General features: G+C 37.3%; 14 protein-coding genes. 5 read left to right on the forward strand and 9 right to left on the reverse strand.

Annotated features, from left to right (window positions below; all coding sequences use genetic code 11):
- Positions 1 to 50 precede the first annotated feature (50 nt).
- The 5 genes from G440_RS0107335 to G440_RS0107355 all read right to left on the reverse strand — a co-directional run bounded on the left by G440_RS0107335 (position 51) and on the right by G440_RS0107355 (position 4,064).
- On the reverse strand, positions 51 to 272 hold the full coding sequence (locus tag G440_RS0107335; RefSeq protein ID WP_014782927.1) for a DUF2795 domain-containing protein: 222 nt from the start codon (positions 270 to 272) through the stop codon (positions 51 to 53).
- Between the two features lie 260 nt (positions 273 to 532).
- The gene (locus G440_RS0107340; protein ID WP_026450717.1) at positions 533 to 1,105 is read right to left on the reverse strand and encodes a cob(I)yrinic acid a,c-diamide adenosyltransferase; all 573 of its coding nucleotides are present in this window, start codon (positions 1,103 to 1,105) and stop codon (positions 533 to 535) included.
- Positions 1,106 to 1,273: 168 nt separating this feature from the next.
- Complete coding sequence (locus G440_RS21200; RefSeq protein ID WP_157417884.1) at positions 1,274 to 1,444, reverse strand: hypothetical protein; 171 nt, start codon at positions 1,442 to 1,444, stop codon at positions 1,274 to 1,276.
- A gap of 262 nt (positions 1,445 to 1,706) precedes the next feature.
- Complete coding sequence (locus G440_RS0107350) at positions 1,707 to 2,903, reverse strand: lipoprotein N-acyltransferase Lnb domain-containing protein (protein ID WP_026450718.1); 1,197 nt, start codon at positions 2,901 to 2,903, stop codon at positions 1,707 to 1,709.
- Between the two features lie 93 nt (positions 2,904 to 2,996).
- Positions 2,997 to 4,064: a putative type IX sorting system protein PorV2 gene (locus G440_RS0107355; protein WP_026450719.1), complete on the reverse strand. Its 1,068-nt coding sequence runs from the start codon at positions 4,062 to 4,064 to the stop codon at positions 2,997 to 2,999.
- A 253-nt stretch (positions 4,065 to 4,317) separates the two neighbouring features.
- Between G440_RS0107355 and G440_RS0107360 the strand changes: the two genes are divergently transcribed.
- A complete protein-coding gene (locus G440_RS0107360) occupies positions 4,318 to 5,067 on the forward strand; it encodes a CDP-alcohol phosphatidyltransferase family protein (RefSeq protein WP_026450720.1) in 750 nt (249 codons plus the stop codon).
- A 328-nt stretch (positions 5,068 to 5,395) separates the two neighbouring features.
- On the opposite strand, the gene bshC is transcribed toward G440_RS0107360, so the two are convergent.
- The gene (gene bshC, locus G440_RS0107365; RefSeq protein WP_026450721.1) at positions 5,396 to 6,991 is read right to left on the reverse strand and encodes a bacillithiol biosynthesis cysteine-adding enzyme BshC; all 1,596 of its coding nucleotides are present in this window, start codon (positions 6,989 to 6,991) and stop codon (positions 5,396 to 5,398) included.
- Positions 6,992 to 7,173: 182 nt separating this feature from the next.
- Here bshC and G440_RS0107370 point away from each other — a divergent pair, with 182 nt between their 5' ends.
- Together G440_RS0107370 and G440_RS0107375 are read left to right on the forward strand one after the other, a co-directional pair.
- On the forward strand, positions 7,174 to 9,639 hold the full coding sequence (locus G440_RS0107370; RefSeq protein WP_026450722.1) for a M14 family metallopeptidase: 2,466 nt from the start codon (positions 7,174 to 7,176) through the stop codon (positions 9,637 to 9,639).
- Positions 9,640 to 9,782: 143 nt separating this feature from the next.
- A complete protein-coding gene (locus G440_RS0107375; protein WP_051285206.1) occupies positions 9,783 to 10,712 on the forward strand; it encodes a T9SS type A sorting domain-containing protein in 930 nt (309 codons plus the stop codon).
- Between the two features lie 244 nt (positions 10,713 to 10,956).
- On the opposite strand, the gene G440_RS0107380 is transcribed toward G440_RS0107375, so the two are convergent.
- Together G440_RS0107380 and G440_RS0107390 are read right to left on the reverse strand one after the other, a co-directional pair.
- The gene (locus G440_RS0107380) at positions 10,957 to 11,532 is read right to left on the reverse strand and encodes a hypothetical protein (RefSeq protein ID WP_026450724.1); all 576 of its coding nucleotides are present in this window, start codon (positions 11,530 to 11,532) and stop codon (positions 10,957 to 10,959) included.
- Positions 11,533 to 11,929: 397 nt separating this feature from the next.
- Positions 11,930 to 12,538, reverse strand: coding sequence for an alpha-ketoglutarate-dependent dioxygenase AlkB family protein (locus tag G440_RS0107390; RefSeq protein ID WP_026450725.1), 609 nt, complete (start codon positions 12,536 to 12,538; stop codon positions 11,930 to 11,932).
- 270 nt (positions 12,539 to 12,808) lie between these two features.
- On the opposite strand from G440_RS0107390, the gene G440_RS0107395 reads away from it, so the two are divergent.
- Positions 12,809 to 13,369: a LemA family protein gene (locus tag G440_RS0107395; RefSeq protein ID WP_026450726.1), complete on the forward strand. Its 561-nt coding sequence runs from the start codon at positions 12,809 to 12,811 to the stop codon at positions 13,367 to 13,369.
- Between the two features lie 66 nt (positions 13,370 to 13,435).
- Complete coding sequence (locus G440_RS0107400) at positions 13,436 to 15,175, forward strand: DUF2207 domain-containing protein (RefSeq protein ID WP_026450727.1); 1,740 nt, start codon at positions 13,436 to 13,438, stop codon at positions 15,173 to 15,175.
- Between the two features lie 68 nt (positions 15,176 to 15,243).
- Here G440_RS0107400 and G440_RS20615 read toward each other — a convergent pair whose 3' ends face one another.
- On the reverse strand, positions 15,244 to 17,670 hold the full coding sequence (locus tag G440_RS20615; protein ID WP_169718948.1) for a T9SS type B sorting domain-containing protein: 2,427 nt from the start codon (positions 17,668 to 17,670) through the stop codon (positions 15,244 to 15,246).
- Positions 17,671 to 17,795: the final 125 nt, after the last annotated feature.

Consider the following 17,795-nt stretch of genomic DNA (forward strand, 5'->3'; position numbering starts at 1 on the left):
TTGAAGAGACTTTTTATATTATTTTTTAATTTTTCCCAAGATTAATGGGATTAATACTCATCCTCATTCCAAAGATAATCGTCGTCGGTTGGGTAATCTGCCCAGATCTCCTCAATAGAGTCGTAAGAGTCGCCCTCGTCTTCGATTGCCTGAAGGTTTTCCACTACTTCTAGTGGAGCACCGGTCCTGATCGCGTAATCAATCAATTCGTCTTTGGTTGCGGGCCAGGGTGCATCGCTTAAATAGGATGCTAATTCTAATGTCCAGTACATAGCACTTTAGGTTTTAATTTTCCGCAAAAGTAATTTTTTAGATTAGAAAGTCAAGTAAAATTCCAATTATTTCTGCTGTATTTTAAAGAACGTTTTTATTATATTGACAATCAGACGATTGTATTTTGAATTGTTAATAAGTTATTTATGGAAATGATAGTCTTTAATTAAATTATTCCTTCTTTTCATAATTCATAATTCATAATTCATAATTCATAATTCATAATTCATAACTCATAACTCATAACTCATAACTCATATCACAACTTCTTCGGAATCCACTGTGTTTCTTCCGCGTTAGTATCTTTAGACAATTTTCGTGCCAGCACAAATAGGTAGTCAGATAGTCGGTTTAAGTACTTTAGGACCTTTTCGTCAATAGGTTCATTTTCATTTAACAACGTAGCACGTCGTTCTGCACGACGACATACGGTGCGGGCAATGTGACAATATGACACCGTTGTGTTTCCTCCAGGAAGGATAAAATGCGTCATAGGCGGCAGGGCATCATTCATCCTGTCCATTTCCGTTTCCAAAAGTGTAATATCTTCTTCCTCTATTCTTGGAATGTTCAGACGTTCCTTTCCACTTTTTAAAACGGCTTTGGCAGGATCTGTGGCTAAAATAGAACCCACGGTAAACAATCGGTCTTGAATAGCTATAATTATTTCCTTGCTTTTTGAATCTATATCTTGCGTACGAATCAATCCCATATAAGAATTTAACTCATCCACAGTGCCATAACTCTCTATTCTAATATTGTGTTTCGGTACGCGGGTGCCACCAAAAAGGGCAGTGGTTCCTGCATCACCAGTTTTAGTATATATTTTCATTGTAAGCTCATTTTATAATTTCCTGTTTTGGCTCCCAAATTTACGAATAACAAATAGAAAAATAGACCTGCAAAGTCGCGAACACGCAAAGAATGTTTTTTAATTTAAACTGACCACTGACCACTGACCACTCCTTGTCCTCCAAAGCTTTTTCAGCATAGGGGGAGATCACTGCTCACTTTCTTCCTCCCGTTTCTTTTTACGTTCGTAATAACTGCTGCGGAAATTCTTATTCTTTCGTTGTCGCTGGTTGGAAGCGTTGCGCTTGTTCCAAAAATAGACAATGGCCAGGAAGAGAATTCCACCAATTATTAAAACAAGGGGATTTGAAAAGTCCATATTTAAATATTAGGAGTTATGAAACGAGTTACATTTTACAAATTAACGAATTCTTCAATAACATTCAAAGAAATTGATACGAGGGAGTTGAAGGGGTGATTGTGGACTTAATGATCGTAGATAGCATAATTAATCTGAAATTAGTTCTTCTTTCTTCAGCATGACAAACAACGCCAAATTTGTGAAACAATGATGTTCTTTTTTAATTGACTCAAGCTGTCATAATTGCTACCGTTCAAAAAGCACTCTAATCAAGAATAAACTATTCCGTGGCTACTTTACCTTCTTTCCCTATATAATACATCAAATATAAATATCGAACCGCTAAAGCTATCAACAGCGGTAACAAAGCGATGGCGAAAACCTGTACTCCCGTTATCCAATGGATTGTTAAAAGCACTAAAAGGAGGATGAGTAATAATACATAGCGCTTTAAGTTTAAAGCGACATGTTTTTTTGAAATAGCCCACATAAATAAAAGTGAGATAGGGAAGGCCCAAAGTAAATTGTAGTTGTTTGCGGTGGCGCTATGATCAGTAGCGAACCAAAGCAAGAGCAGAAATACACCAATCAACCCGGTAAAAAGGAAAAGGAAAACATCTAGATAGCGGCTTCGTGTACCTTGCTTAATATCGCGAAAGGTGATTAATATAATTATAAGTCCGAATATCCCTAAAAAGAAAAGCGGGCTCAAAAGAAAATTATTTTCTGTTGGGGTGGGGGAGTTCTTAAATAAAACCTTGGTTGACTTTACTAGATTTACAGTTTCTCCATTTCTTTGAATAACGGCGTTTGCAGCACCCTTAAATACATATTCAGGAAGAAATTGGTATTCTATGGGTGTTGCTTTCCTATCTATTACTGCACCCAAGGCGATATCAATACCCATACTTCCCCAGGTATTAGCTTGTAGGTTTTGCTGGATAAGCTGCCGGAAAGTGAGTTCGTCTTTTATATGATCTTCATGGAACGCCAATTTATTTCCCAAGACTTCCCACATCACATCGCGGATTTTTGTGGCGCAATTGTCGTAAAAGAAATCGTATTTATATTTTTTGTTTTCCGGAAGGGCATTTTTCCAAAGAAAGTCTGTAATGCCTTGTTTTTCCTCTTTTGAAAGATTGAGAACTTGCTCTTTTACAAATCTGTTTTGAGCTACATAATTCTCATAAAAAGGCTGATAATTGCTAACGCCAAGTTCATAAAGTAATTTACCCTGGGCGAATTTGGTATAGAAATTAGGGGTGTCGAAGTCGTAAACACCATAGTTGAAAACCACATCTACGCCGCTCAGGGAGTCCTTGATTCTAAATGCACTATGCCCAAACTTGTCATAAAGCTCTGCTCCAGGACCGATGGTCAATATACTAATCTCCCCTGCAGGAGATAAAGATCCAAACTGCGCTTTGGCAGGAACACTTAGTAAAAGTAGTAAGAATAGAATGTAATTTTTTATCACGAATACACGAATTTTTATTTTTTTTGAATCTATCAGTTTTAGCTTGGTATTCTAATTTTTTATTTTCAAATGCCCCCTTTGGGTCTAGGAGGATTATCTAAAAATATCCCAGTCCAATTTCAGCGAAAACACATTGGAATAAAGCGCCGCGCTCTGGTCGCCTATATCTGTTAAAGCGTAATCAACTTGAATTCCTTTATATCTAAAACCAACGCCAATGTTAGGCTGAAAACCTACGGAATCAGTGTTGTCCAATTGTTTTATGTTTTGAAAATTACCCACGCCACCACGAACATACACCATATCTATATAGGCAAATTCAAGACCTAAAGACGGCGTTATACTAGCGAAAGAGGTAGAAATGATATCATTTGTTTCGGCAAATCTGAAGTTTAAATCTACTTCTGCCAATAATGAAAAGTCATATTGATAAACAAACTTTCTTGCAATTCCCAGTTGTAATTTCGGGATTGTGACTTCCGTAGTTTCTGGCAATTCTTGATTCTGTCCTTCAACCGCTCCTTGAATTTCGGCAAATTTTTCTTCGTCTATACTCCAAGCGTTAAATGTAGTTGTAATATCGCGTGCCATTATTCCAAACATCCATTTATCACTTCTAAATTGAATGGCTGCATCCAATCCAAATCCCCAAGAGGAAGCGAAATCCCCAATAACCCTTCTAATTACTTTCGCATTTACACCATAATTTAAGCCGTCCAATGGCAATTTACGTGCATAGGAAAAGGTGAAACCATAATCGGCGGTAGAGAACTTACTGATACGGTTGTAGTCAATATTTCCTTGATCGTCAATTAACTGGGTGGTATTTAAAATATCATCCACCCCAAAGCGGATTACCGAAAGTCCAACTGCGCTCCTATCATCCAAAGGCATTGCAAACGCTGCGTAGTCATAATTTGCAATATTGGCAAAGTAGGATGCGTGCATCACAGAAATCTGGTTGTCTTCCAAATTGACCAGACCTGCTGGGTTCCAATAGCCTGAATTTACGTCGCCAGAGGAAGCTATCACAGCGTTGGACATTCCGAAGGCAGCGGCATCAACGCCAATATTCATAAACTCGTTAGAATATTTGCGTGCCGTTTGTGCTCCTAAGGTGGCGGAGAGTAGTAGGGTAAGTAGGAGAAATTTCTCTTTCAATCTTAAAAATTTGGACAAATATGAGACTATTTTATAAAATACTAAACTATAAATTTATGCACATATTGTGTTTTGATAGCTTTGGACGAAAATACTTTACTATTTTTACAAGAAACTTTTTAAATTCAACTAGATAGAAAGGATTTCTCGTTTTGTCGAATACGTGGCGAAGTTTATATTAATATTTCTATTTCATTGAATATAAGTCACTTCGAAATACTCAGGATAAACTAAAGTTGAGACTCATAACTATATGCTAAAGCAAATACCAAACATCATTACCTCCCTAAACATTCTTTGTGGCTGTGTTGCCGTTCTTTTTGCAGTTTCGGGTGATTTAATTAACGCTGCCATCTTTGTCTTCCTCGGGATTTTCTTCGACTTCTTTGATGGTCTTGCCGCTCGATTACTTAATGCGCAAAGCGAAGTGGGCCTTCAGTTAGATTCATTGGCAGATGTAGTTACTAGCGGTGTGGTTCCTGGGATTGTGATGTATCAGCTGCTGAATCTTTCCTATTTTGGGCATATGCAGTCGCTCACGGAAACTTTTTCTGGTGAAGGTTGGAATGTGGGTGTAAAAAACTATTTACCGCTCATCGGGCTTATGATTGTTGTTGCTTCCGCCTATCGTTTGGCAAAGTTTAATGTGGATACACGACAAACCTCAGGTTTCATCGGAATACCAACTCCCGCAAATACTATTTTAGTTTTAAGCCTGCCGTTGATACTTCAGTTTCAATATTCTGAACTTGTGGAAAGTATTATTCTAAATAAATGGTTTTTAATAGGAATTACCCTTCTTGGTAGTATTCTTATGAATGCCGAAATCCCACTCTTCGCATTAAAATTTAAAACTTGGGATTTTAAAAGCAACGCCGTGCGCTATATATTTTTGATTCTCTGTGGGGTACTTTTGGTCTTGCTGAAGTTTGTTGCGATTCCGTTTATAATTCTGCTTTATATTGTGCTGTCGTTGATTAGTCAGAAGAAACAAATAGCGTAAAAGGGGCTTGCCACGAATCTGCCAGCTATAGGCTGGTGCGCGAATGTTTTTCTATGCCAAATGGAAGTAAGCTATGTGTTGAGCTTTCCTGGGTTAACCACAAAGAGCACAAAGAAAAAAGCGTAAAAAACACAAAGTATATCTCAGCGAACTCTGCGTAAAACCATTGTGAGCTCTGTGGTTAAAAATACGAATTATTCTTTATTGAAAGTTTTCTAGAACTCGTTTACGAGCGGTTGGATTAACGAATGTTTCAGTGCGTGTTATGGAAAAGACGTTAGATCTCACAGGTTTTTAAAACCTGTGAGGTCTGTAGATATCGATATCCTTACAATGCCAAAACAGTAAAATTCAAATCAAGAGGGTCCAGATTTTCTTTTAGAAAATCCAGCAAATCTTCTCCGTATTCCAAATAGAATTCAGAGAAATTAAGTTGCCGTTCTTGGAGACTTTGATTCGGAAATAATTGATTTTGAATATTTCTCACTTGGTCCAGTTCTTCAGAAAGATTTCTTTTTTGAGCTTTTAGCAAGCGTTTTTCTAAATTGTCCAAACCATTCAATTGTTTCTTTTCCTGAGCGCCCACAGCGCCAAGAAATGAAGCGTCGGTTTTTTTAGCCAATTGATATAAATCTTTAAATTGCTTTTCCAAGTGTTTCTTTTGTTTTGAAAAGTCGATATCAATTTTTGAAATACTCCGCGTGTGTTTCGTTATTAGGTCATACTGTGGAAGAAAGAGATCGTCGATTTTTACGTGGAGTTTTTTTAGTTTTTCTGAAGCTGTTTTCGGAACTAAAACCGCCGAATTCCGAAGTAACAGAATAGGGAATGGTACTTCTAGCTTTTCGAAATAGTCCTTCAACTGAAACCAATATGCAAGTTCGCCACCGCCGCCAATATAACAGAGATTCGGTAAAATAACCTCTTGATATAACGGACGCAACAAGGCGTTAGGCGAAAAGCGCTCTGGATATTCGTGCAATTCCTTTAAAATTTCTTCTTTAGAAAAGGAGATTTCTGTTTCATTCACATAAAATCTGTCCTCTTGTTCAATAATCCGTTCACGAAGGTTTTCCTTTAAATAAAACAAGTTGATTTCCCGTGGATGCACTTGTTCCGAAAAGCCTAAATCAGTCAGTTTTTTGGTAGTTTCAGTAACTTCTTTAAAGCTGAGGTTTTCTGTGAGCTCCTTTTCGGCATAAGGAATAAAAGCCTTTTTAAGTTCTTGGTCGTTGCCATCAACAATCACCAAGCCGTATTCCCAAAACATGGAATTGGCGAGATGCCGCGTAGCATCAGCGAGATTGGTGTTATTTTGATATGCTTCTGCGAAATAGGAAATTAATTTCGCCGCATTTTTGCCGGCTCCCAATTTTTTTTTGAGTTGTTCCTTTACTTTTTTCAAGCCCTCAGTTGAAAGTTCGCCCACGGCTCCTGAAGCATCGCGTTGCCATTCAACTTTACTTCCAAAAAGATTGAAATAGTTGATTTCCTCAAAGTCGTGGTCTTCCGTAGCCATCCAATATATCGGTACGAAATAGTGTTGTGGGTATTCCTTATTAAGCTTTTCTGCCAGATTTATGGTTGAAAATATTTTGTAAAGAAAATACAGCGGCCCCGTGAAAAGGTTAAGTTGATGCCCTGTGGTAACCGTAAAAGTATCTGGCTCGTAAAGTAAATCTATATTGCTCAAGGTGCCTTGAGATATATTGTTATCGCCGTACTGAAGCATGATTCGTTTCGCCAAAGTGCGACGTTGCGCTAAAGATAACTGACTCCGTTTTTCCTCAAATTGGGGTTTAAAGTTTTCCAAAGCAGGAAATCTGTTATAAAAAGAATGCAGACTTGAATTTTCATTTAAGTAGTCACACATTAATTTGGAAAAATATCCGGTGTTTTTATAGGGAATGGAGTGGGTTGGCATAAACTTTTTAGGGAATTTCAAGCAAAAATAATGGTTTTGGATTGGGTGTAGGTTTAAAGATACGTTAATATGATGACCAAATCCCAAATAAGAAGCTTCAAATTGCAAAACCTGCCATTTGGAATTCGGATTTTCGCCTTTGGAATTTGCCTATCTTTGACCGCTAAATAAAATCGCATCTAATGACTAGAGTTTTCGCCTTCCTTCTTTGCCTATCGCCTATACTTGTTTTTGCACAACTGAAATCCCCTGCCGAATTTTTGGGGTATGAACTTGGAACCCAGTTCTCAAGACATGCTGATGTTGTTTCCTATTTTGAACACGTAGCTGCTAATAGTAAGAAGGTGAATTATTTGGACTACGGAAAAACCAATGAACGTAGAAGGCTGACTTATGCGGTGATTTCTTCCGAAGAAAATTTGGGGAACCTGGAAACAATACGAACGGACAATTTAAAGAATGCCGGTATTATTCTTGGAGATGCAAGTCCGCAAAAAGCTATCGTTTGGCTTAGCTATAACGTACACGGAAATGAAGCTAGCAGCAGTGAGGCAGCTATGAACACTGTTTATAAACTGATTACCGAACATTCTGATTATTTGAATAATACCGTAATTATTATGGATCCAGGTGTAAATCCTGATGGCCGCGATCGTTATGTGAATTGGTACAACCAAGTGAAAGCTACGCCTTACAATTCATCCAGAGATGCAATTGAACACAATGAACCTTGGCCGGGCGGGCGACCAAATCATTATCTTTTTGATTTAAATCGTGATTGGATGTGGGCAAGTCAAGTGGAAACCCAACAGCGTTTAAAAATCTACAACCAGTGGATGCCGCAGATTCACGTTGATTTTCACGAGCAGTATATTAACAATCCCTATTATTTCGCTCCAGGAGCGGAACCATATCACGAAATTATCACTCCTTTTCAACGGGAATTCCAAAACAAAATCGGGAAGAACAATGCCAAATATTTTGACGAAAACGGTTGGCTTTTCTTTACGCGTGAGAGTTTTGATTTGCTGTATCCAAGTTATGGCGATACCTATCCGCTTTATATGGGCGCCATTGGAATGACTTATGAACAAGCCGGGCACGGAATGGCAGGTTTGGGAATTATCAATGACGAAGATATCGAACTTACTTTGGTGGACCGTATCGCACATCATACTACCACTGGATTATCTACCATTGAAGTGGCTTCAAAAGAGGCTGCGAGTCTTAATTCTGAATTCAAAAAATTCTTTAAAAACCAGGATTTAAAATATAAAAGTTTTGTGCTAAAAGGGAATCCAGATAATTTAAAAGCGCTGACAGATATGCTCGATCGGCACGAAATTAAATATGGTTATTCCAAAGAAGGCACGGTAAAAGGTTTTAATTATTCAGACAATAAAAAAGGAAAAATAGATGCTAAAGGTGCTTTGGTTGTAAGCACCAATCAGCCGAAAGGGAAAATGGTTCAGGTACTTTTTGAACCTAATACGGCTTTATCAACTCCAATAACCTATGATATTACGGCTTGGAGTTTGCCTTATGCGTTTGGACTTGAAGCTGTAGCAAGTACAACTTTAGTTGCTGCAAATGGAACTGCTCCACAAGCGGTTGTTTCAAATCTGCCAAATGCTTCCGCTGCTGGATATATTGCCAAATGGGATAGTATGAAGGATGCGGAATTTCTTTCGGCTTTGTTAAAAAACGATATCAAAGTGCGCTTTTCTGAAAATGAACTCAGCTTTGGCGGCAATAGTTTTGGCCGTGGAAGCTTGATTATTACACGAAGTGACAACAAAGCGAACACCGATTTTGATAAGACAGTGACCCAATTGGCAAATGAAATAGGAAGACAACTTTACGCTTCTCCAACTAGTTTTGCTGATAAACTCACAGATTTTGGTTCGCAATATGTTCATCTTATTAAGAATAAAAAAGTGGCAATGCTTCGTGGGAAGGAAACATCTTCGTTGAATTACGGTTCACTTTGGCACTATTTTGAAACCCAACTGAAATATCCAATTACCTCTGTAAATACTGAAAATATCAATCGAATAAAATGGAGTGATTACGATGTTTTGATTCTTCCAGACGGCAATTATAAACCTCTTTTTGATGAAGAAACTTTTAAAACTTTGGACGAATGGATAAGCAGTGGCGGCAAGTTGATTGCAATGGGGAATGCTATCAGTCTTTTTGAAGGAAAGGATGGATATGATTTAATCGAGAATTTTTCCAAAGAAGAAAAAGAAAAGCAAAAGGATTCTATAGGCAATTTGGTGCCCTATGCGCAACGGGAACTGGAAAGCACTAAGAATATGATTACCGGAAGTATTTATAAAGTGACTTTAGACAACACGCATCCCTTGGCATTTGGTTATGGAGATTTTTACTATAGTTTAAAGTTGGGCAGCGATTCTTACAAACTTTTAAAAGATGGATACAATGTGGGTTATATAAAAGATGAACCAGAAAGTGTTTCGGGTTTTTCAGGTGAAAAAGCAAATGCGTCGTTAAAAAATTCCATCGTTTTTGCCGAAGTGGAAAAGGGCAGAGGCAACGTGATTTATATGGTTGACGATGTTAATTTCCGCTCCTTTTGGCAAAATGGAAAACTGTTTTTGGCGAATGCGGTTTTCCTTGAATAATAGTTCTTTATTGGCTAAGGATTTATTTATCATTACTAATTTTTTCAGGGAGTTTTTTTAGCAAGAATAATGTAGTAATCGGCTTGACTTGGAGGTGGATATTAGTTAGTTTTGCTTGCTTAACTCATAAAATACATATTACATTGAAAAAATTTACCTCATTTCTTGCATTGACCATTGCCTTTGGTTTCGGATTAAATGCGCAAAATATTTCATTTGAAACATCTGAAGGTTACACTTTGGGCGATATAAACGGCCAAAATCATTGGATAACCACAGAGGATGGTGCTGGTGGATTTATAGAAAATCAAGTTATCACGGATGAAGCTGCAAGCGATGGCAGTTATTCTCTAAAACTAACTCAAGAACCTGATCTTCCTGGAAGTTTAGATCCTTATGTGGGGGGATTTTACAATTATGCTACTCCAGTTTCAATGGACAATGCTGAAATTTCCGCAGCCATTTATATCGACGATCAAAATCCGCTACACTTCAATTTTCTGATGGGTCTGGTGGATCTTCAAGAAGAGCGTTATAGAACTTATATCAATTTTTTCTTTGATGGTACAATCAATGTTTTTGTTAAAGGTGGTCCTACCGGAATTCAGCTGGTATATACAGGCCATAATTGGGAAAAGGAAACTTGGTATAACGTGAAAATAGAGACTGTAGGTGAAGACCTTAAATTCTATATAAATGAAGAATTGATTTATGAAGGTATCGCAGTCTCTGAGGGATTGATAGATCAAGTGAGATTTGCTCATGATAATTACGAAGGTTTTGCATATGTTGACAACTTTAGAACGAATGAGACACTAGCTGTTTCCGATTATACTACTGATGTTGATTTTACTCATTTCTATAATAAGAATAGCCAAATCTTGACACTTAAATCACAAGACAATACTTTCTCAAATATTTCTATTTTCGATATTTTAGGTCAGAATATGCTGACCGAAGGTCTATCTAAAAAAACTGAAAATATAGATATGTCGAGGCTTATAAGTGGAGTTTATATTGTTAAACTAAATATTGGTAAGGCAACAAAAACCTTTAAATTTTTAAAGCAATAAAATATTCCAATAACTTATTGAAAAAACGACCGGAAAATGAACGAGTTTAAATGCGGCATTACATTATTAATTTGGTATTAGTCGCACTTTTATTGGACTGTTGTTAGTATATTCCTTATCTACGGCGTGGAGCTTTTTGAACACATAATCCTACTTGAAGGAACTGGTAAGTTATTTAGACATTTCAAAATAAGATTCGTGAAAGATCTTTCTAATCCTTTATTTAATTAATAGAGACAATATATTAAAGGTTTATCTCTTGCAGAGCTTCATAAAAACCACCATCATAACGGCATATAAAAACTTTCCCATTTTTAAGATTTGCTGTAATATCTATTTCATAAAGCCCTATCGGTGAGTCATAAGGAGTTACCAATTTTATGCTTACGTATTCAGCTTCAATAATTTCATAACCTCCCGTACCCGGAGTTACTTTTGGGATAAATTTAAAATTTCTAACAGCCATATGGTCTATTGCTTCACTGTTATATACACCAGATTTAAAATAATGATCATCAGCTAAAAGTTCAAAAGTTACAAACATTCCCTCAACTCCTTCAATTTGTCCATTGCGCAATTGCATGCAATCTGAAACCATACCAATTACTATAGAATTATCCAAATTATCAGGATCCTCTTCACCTATAAAATATCCAGAAGTGATATCAAATTCCAGATCATTATAATAAGCTTTAGCGTCCATTTCTAAGCACCAACCATTCGGACCTTCGTCGTCTTCAGACTCTTTTGTGCAGCTTATTAATACAGAAAATATAATTACTATTAAAATTAGTATTCGAAGAAAATTTTTAGAAGCCATATTTAGGAAATTTCATGATGTTAGTTTTCAAGATGTTTAAAAATAATTGTAGTGAAAAATATACCCAATACCCAATAGTAGGTATTTTTCTTGATCAAAATTTCAGACAAAGTTCTCACAAGAAGAGAAAAACTGAACGCAGAATTTCTGGAAATTACAATGGAGTATTTCTTTTGTCAATTGATTGACAAAAGTCATTACAGTTTTGATTTCTCATTTCTTTTACTTTATGAATTGATTTTTTTCAAATCTTAATCCTTCTCTGCCTTTAATTTATTTACTAAACCCAGGCTATCTTTTAAAGGTAGATTAAAAGTCAAATTCCAAGCGATAGATTTTTGAGGTTTGAGATTTCACGTTTAGAATTTATTTGAATTTGGTACTTGTAGTTTGGTATTTAACTTTCAATCGTTCTAAAAGTTAAATTAACTCTAGCAGAATTCACTTTTTTAGTAGGTGGTAATCTATGCAGCCAATGGCTTTGCGTGGTGTCTTTCATTATCAAGAGACTTCCGTGTTCCAAATTCAACGAAACCGTTTCTTTGGTTTCTTTATGTTTAAAAGCAAACTTACGTTCGGAACCAAAACTTACCGAGGCTATGGCACCATTCTTTTTTAGATCTTTTTCGCCATCGCTGTGCCATGCCATGCCTTCATCGCCAGAATGGTAAAGGTTGAGGAGACAACTATTAAAAGTTTCGTCACTTTTGTCTTCGATATACTTTTTAAGCTGAAGTAATTCTGGAGTCCATAATTGAGCTTTTTTAGTGACTTTGGAATAGGTGTATTCAAATTTGCGGTCGCCATACCAAGCTACTTTTCGTTTGGTGATAATCTTTTTTCCGAAGATTACAGCTTCGTCATTTTTCCATGGAATGGTATTCAGAAGTAATTCAAAATAGTTGTTGGCTTCTTCCTCAGAAAATATCTTTCCAAAATAATTTACTATGCCATCTTTTGGTAACAAATTTCTTTTATCATCTACTTCAACATTGAATAATTCCATAATTAATAAAACTATGAATTTTCTAAGGATTAGCCTTGAGTTCTTCTTGAAAACAGTAAAATATTGTCGCAACCAATTTCCTATATGTCTACGGCTTGATGTGAATTATAAAATATAATTCTAGTAAAATTCTAAATTACACTTTGTAATTTGGCAGTGCTAAAGCATAAAATATATTATCTTAGTTCTTTACTTTTAAATAGTTAGTTCAATCAGGAAAAATTTGGACAATAAAAATTCAATAATTAACTACCAACTAAATTTGAAACTATGATTACTGTATTAATTCTTATCGGCATCATCGTTTTGCTGGCCTTTTTGCTTGTGGGCATTTTCAATCGTTTTGTAAAAAACAAAAATGTGGTAAAGGACGCTTGGAGCAATATTGATGTTGCATTAAAGCGTAGATACGATCTAATTCCCAACCTTGTAGAAACGGTAAAAGGCTATGCTGCACACGAAAAGACAACCTTAGAAAATGTGATACAAGCCCGAAATGCTGCAATGGCAGTTCCTTCTGGTGAAATAAATGCGCAGATAAAAGCTGAAAACCAACTACAGCAAACCTTACGAAGTATTTTTGCCTTAAGCGAGGCGTATCCAGACTTAAAAGCGAACGCCAGCTTTTTAGACCTTCAGCAAAAACTGAATGAAATTGAAGAAAACCTGGAGCGTAGTCGCCGTTATTACAACGGAACCGTTCGTGAAAATAATACCTATGGAGAAAGTTTTCCTGGAGTTATGTTTGCCGGAATGTTCAGCTATCAACACTTTGATTTCTTTGAAGCAGCGGAGGCGGAGCGTGAAAACGTGAAAGTGAGTTTTGAATAGGGTTCAAGTATCATACTTTTAATAGGTTATTGTGTTATTCAATAGCCTTCATTTAGATTTTTAATAATGATCATTAAAAATGTTATAAGAGACAATTTTAAGTTTCAGTTTGATAAGAAACTGTTTCTTTTTCTCTTTGGAATCCTGTTTTTTCTAAAAGGCTACTCACAGGGTTTTGAGGTAAGTCATGCACATGTGGATATTTTCATTAGTGAGGATGGGTATTTTGATGTTGTAGAAAATTACGACCTCAATTTTACGCAAGCTAAACACGGGATTTACCGAGATATATTAACAGAATACAATCTTTTGACTGCCGAAAAACAACATGAAGAGCGCAAGATTAAAATTAGAAAGGTTAAGGTGCCAGGCCATAAGTTTGAAACTGATCCCGATTTTGTTCAGAAGATAAGCAACAATTTCCAAATCAAAATAGGCGATAAGAATAAAACCATTATTGGGCCACAGCATTATGAAATAAAATACAGAGTTTATAATGCTTTTCTTTTTGAAGATGAACAAATTCGTTTTTACTGGGATGTAAAACCCGATGGTTGGTATGCCTCCTTTCATCAGCTGGACTTTAGCATCCAACTTCCAGAAAATATAGACGCAAGTCTTGATGACTTCTTTATCTATGCCGGTGCAACGGGAGATACCATTGCTAGCAATGATTTTGATGTAAATTATTACAATGGAGTTTTTACCGCAAAAAGTCGCCCTGATTTTCTTTCCGTATCAGGGCAGAGTGTTACTGCATTACTAAACCTTCCATTAAATTCCGTCAAGGAAATAAAACCATTTTGGCCATTTTGGACAGATTATGGTTGGATCTTGCTTCTAGCGGCCTTGCTTTTTGTTTTTTACAGGGTTTGGAACAAATACGGAAAAGATGATAAGGTGGTCACTACTATAAGTTATTTTCCACCCAACGGAGTAGATCCGGCAATGGCGGGTTTTTTGATTGATGACAGCGGTGATACAGAAGATCTTATTTCGCTAATTCCATACTGGGGGTCACGCGGCATCATCAAAATGGAGGAGATTCCGAAAACTAGCTGGTTTGGAAAAAATGATACTAAACTTACCCAATTAAGACCCTTGCCAGTAGGTGCTCCAGATTACGAACAGGAAATATTTAACGGACTTTTCGGCAGTGGATCTGAATCTGGTGAAAATGATGTTTTGATCAGTAGCCTAAAAGATTCTTTTTACACGAAGATGACAGTAGCAAAGTCACTTTTAACCAGTCAGGCTCAAATTTATTACGATCCAACTGCAAAAAAAATGCAGACTTGGAGTATTGTAGGGGTTATACTGATTGGCATTCTACTGGGTATTCTCTTTTTGTTTGTCTGGGGTATATTTGCGGCTCTTGCCGTAATTCCCGTTGCCATTTTTCTATTATTTATGTCGTCGTATATGATCAAGAAAAATTCTAAAGGCAATGAAATGCTATCGGAGTTGAGAGGATTTAAGCAATTTATTAAAGTTGCTGAAGAAAATAAATTGAAAATGCTTATGCAAGACAGTCCCACCTATTTTGAAACCACGATGGGCTATGCGCTAGCTTTTGGGTTGTTTGATCAATGGGCTAAAAAGTTTGAAGCCTTGAATCTGCAACCTCCTAGTTGGTACAGTTCAACAGCCGGTGTGATGACGATGAATAATTTTTCGCAATCATTTTCGAGCTCCATTTCATCCGCAAAATCTACTATGGTGAGCTCGCCATCAAGTAGCTCTTCTGGCGGCGGCGGCGGTTCATCAGGCGGAGGCTTTGGCGGCGGCGGCGGCGGGAGTTGGTGATGGGTAGGTCTACACGAAATATCACTGAATGTTTTTGTGATAACTAGGTTGTAATAAAAGGAAAGGCATTAATAATTCACATAAACCCACCCCACAATTGGGTTTGGATATTTGGCGTCATTCAGTATCAAAACATAATAATAAGTGCCAACGGGAACGAGGTTTCCCGAAAACAATAAGCCTTCAGTGGCAACCCCATTCCAAAAGCCATCATTATTGCGAGCGGTGTGGATTAAGTTACCGTATCGGGAATAGATTTTTAGTTCAAACTTGTCATAGATATTCAGCAGGTTGCTGATTTCAAATTCATCGTTTATGCCGTCATTATTTGGTGAAAATCCTTGAGGAATAAAAGGCGCGCATTTTTCGGTATTTAATTGAAAGGAGGTTGTGGCAAAACAGATGTCATTTTCCAAACGTACATAAATAGTCTGTGGTTCAGTTTCGTTTTGGTATTGGGAGGGGGTGTTTATGGCGTCGGTATTCTCCAAAGCGTTTTCTTGGGAGGTGAAATAACTAATCACATCTTCAGGTGAAGTGCGAATTACTTCATCTTGCACGGTTAGGTCGAAAACTGCCTCTCTAAAACCTTTGTCACATTCCAAAAGATTTGGCAGGTTCGGAATGGGAGGGATGCTTTCAAAAGAAAATATCTGGGTAAAAATGTTGTTATCTTCCCGAAATTCTTCAACAGAACCGTTGCCGTTGCCGTCATCATCCACTACGGCGGTAATAGAAAAATTATTAGGTAACCCTTCCGGAAGGTACAGTTGAATTTCACCGTTTTCGCTACCATCAATTGGAATGCTTTGCCGCGTTTGTGAAAGGCCAAGCAAAACGCTGTCATTATAAAATGCAATATATATATTGGCGGGCAACGGACCGGTAGCTTCCAAATTATAGACTGTAAATGGTAAATTTAGCACTCGACCTCTACATGCGGACACTTCGGCTAAGGTTATAGTTGCATCCGGCAAGGGGCAGGGAATTACTTCAATCGAAAAACTGTCTGTTAAAAAACAATCTGGATTTGACACTCGAATGAAAATAGTCTGCGGATTTTCTGTATTCTGAAAACTTTCTGGATTGGGAATAGGGGCGTTGTTGTTCTGTGCATCTGCTTCGGAAAGATGAAAACTTAAATCGTATATCGGATCTATTTCTGAAGTAGCCTCTGTTAAGTCGAAATATTCCTCTCCAATGCTATCACAGGTTTGCAAATTTTGCAGCCCAGCTATTTCGGGGTTTAAAAGTAAGTGAATGGGTGTTTCGTCTTCATTGTTTTCTTCGTTTATTTCCCCGACAATTCCTGTGCCATCTCCGAGGTCATCAACTACAGCTTTTAAAATAAAATCTGCTTCCAGGTTGGTAGGGACAGAAAATGAAACGATTCCGATTTCTGCCCCGTCAATGGGGATTTCAGCCAAGGTGTTCGCTTGCGCAATCAAGATGTCATTTGCATAAAACGCGACGGGCGTTCCAGCAGGCAACGTATCCGTACTGTTTAAATTATAGACGGTGTATTCAACGCTAAGCTCACGATTCCCACATTCCGTAGTACCTATTATTTCGTCAATTGAAATAGTGGCATCCGGCAATTCGGTATTGAGAACTGTGATAATATTATTTACCATCACGAAATCTTGACCGCTCGTGAGCTGGATGGTCGCTGAGGTATCGCCAGGGTTTATATAATTTGAAATAGGATATACATCTATATCCATATTGTAAAGCGCATTGCTTCCCGTGAAACTATTGGTGCCATTAAAAGCATTGTTCGCCGGATTCAACGGTGGATTGCTTAAAATATTTCCATTGATGCGAAGGGTTTCATTTACAGAAATTCCGCGGTCGCCTTCCCACGCAAGAAAGCCGATTTTAGCTCCTTGGCTGTCTAAAACCATCAAATTATTTAACGTGATTTCAAGAATTTGATTATTTCTGGAAACGCCTTCCAGGCCGTCAAAAATATTCACTTGATTGCTGGGTAAACTTGGATCTTCATAAACCACGGTTACAGCCCAACCTCCAAAATTGGTTCCAGAGCCTGGCGGACTGCAATAAGTTGGAATAATAGCTGTAAGGTCCAAATCTGAAAGGGTATAATTTCCATTTCCAGCATTTATGATTTGCTGGGTTACATCTGCAAAAGCTGCGAAGTAGATATACTCGATGCCGTCGCTTGTAAAAAGAGCGTTGAATGTACGTTCTGCAGTTATTGGAAGCTGATTGAAAGTAACATCGAAATCTCCTGGTCCTGAACCTGCCCAGTATAAATATGCGGCAATTACTTCTTGATTTGGCTGAAGTTGAAAATTGGCACTACTACTGGTAAGGATAAAGCATTGTCCACCGGGGCCATTTTCTTCCGTGTTTAATGTATTTCCGAAGGCAGTATAATCGTAATGTCCATTAAACTGTTGATAGAGTGAAATATCTTGTGATAAAACTTGCAAGGAAGTTAAAAAGCAGAATATGAAAATAAGATGCTTCAAAGATTAGTGAGGTTGATTGGTTGCTAAATATAGCAAAAAATGACGCTCTATTGTTTTTTGAAGGTAGGTATTTACTATCCTAAACTCTTGTGTTACTTTGCGTTTCCTCAGTGGAACTCTGCGTA

Origin of the sequence: Aequorivita capsosiphonis DSM 23843, from assembly GCF_000429125.1 — a bacterium.
Classification (GTDB): domain Bacteria; phylum Bacteroidota; class Bacteroidia; order Flavobacteriales; family Flavobacteriaceae; genus Aequorivita; species Aequorivita capsosiphonis.

What these genes read in the sequence shown, in the direction of transcription:
- G440_RS0107335 (WP_014782927.1), bottom strand. Translation starts at nt 272, where the DNA reads ATGTACTGGACATTAGAATTAGCATCCTATTTAAGCGATGCACCCTGG.
- G440_RS0107340 (WP_026450717.1), bottom strand. Translation starts at nt 1,105, where the DNA reads ATGAAAATATATACTAAAACTGGTGATGCAGGAACCACTGCCCTTTTT.
- G440_RS21200 (WP_157417884.1), bottom strand. Translation starts at nt 1,444, where the DNA reads ATGGACTTTTCAAATCCCCTTGTTTTAATAATTGGTGGAATTCTCTTC.
- G440_RS0107360 (WP_026450720.1), top strand. Translation starts at nt 4,318, where the DNA reads ATGCTAAAGCAAATACCAAACATCATTACCTCCCTAAACATTCTTTGT.
- bshC (WP_026450721.1), bottom strand. Translation starts at nt 6,991, where the DNA reads ATGCCAACCCACTCCATTCCCTATAAAAACACCGGATATTTTTCCAAA.
- G440_RS0107370 (WP_026450722.1), top strand. Translation starts at nt 7,174, where the DNA reads ATGACTAGAGTTTTCGCCTTCCTTCTTTGCCTATCGCCTATACTTGTT.
- G440_RS0107380 (WP_026450724.1), bottom strand. Translation starts at nt 11,532, where the DNA reads ATGGCTTCTAAAAATTTTCTTCGAATACTAATTTTAATAGTAATTATA.
- G440_RS0107390 (WP_026450725.1), bottom strand. Translation starts at nt 12,538, where the DNA reads ATGGAATTATTCAATGTTGAAGTAGATGATAAAAGAAATTTGTTACCA.
- G440_RS0107395 (WP_026450726.1), top strand. Translation starts at nt 12,809, where the DNA reads ATGATTACTGTATTAATTCTTATCGGCATCATCGTTTTGCTGGCCTTT.
- G440_RS0107400 (WP_026450727.1), top strand. Translation starts at nt 13,436, where the DNA reads ATGATCATTAAAAATGTTATAAGAGACAATTTTAAGTTTCAGTTTGAT.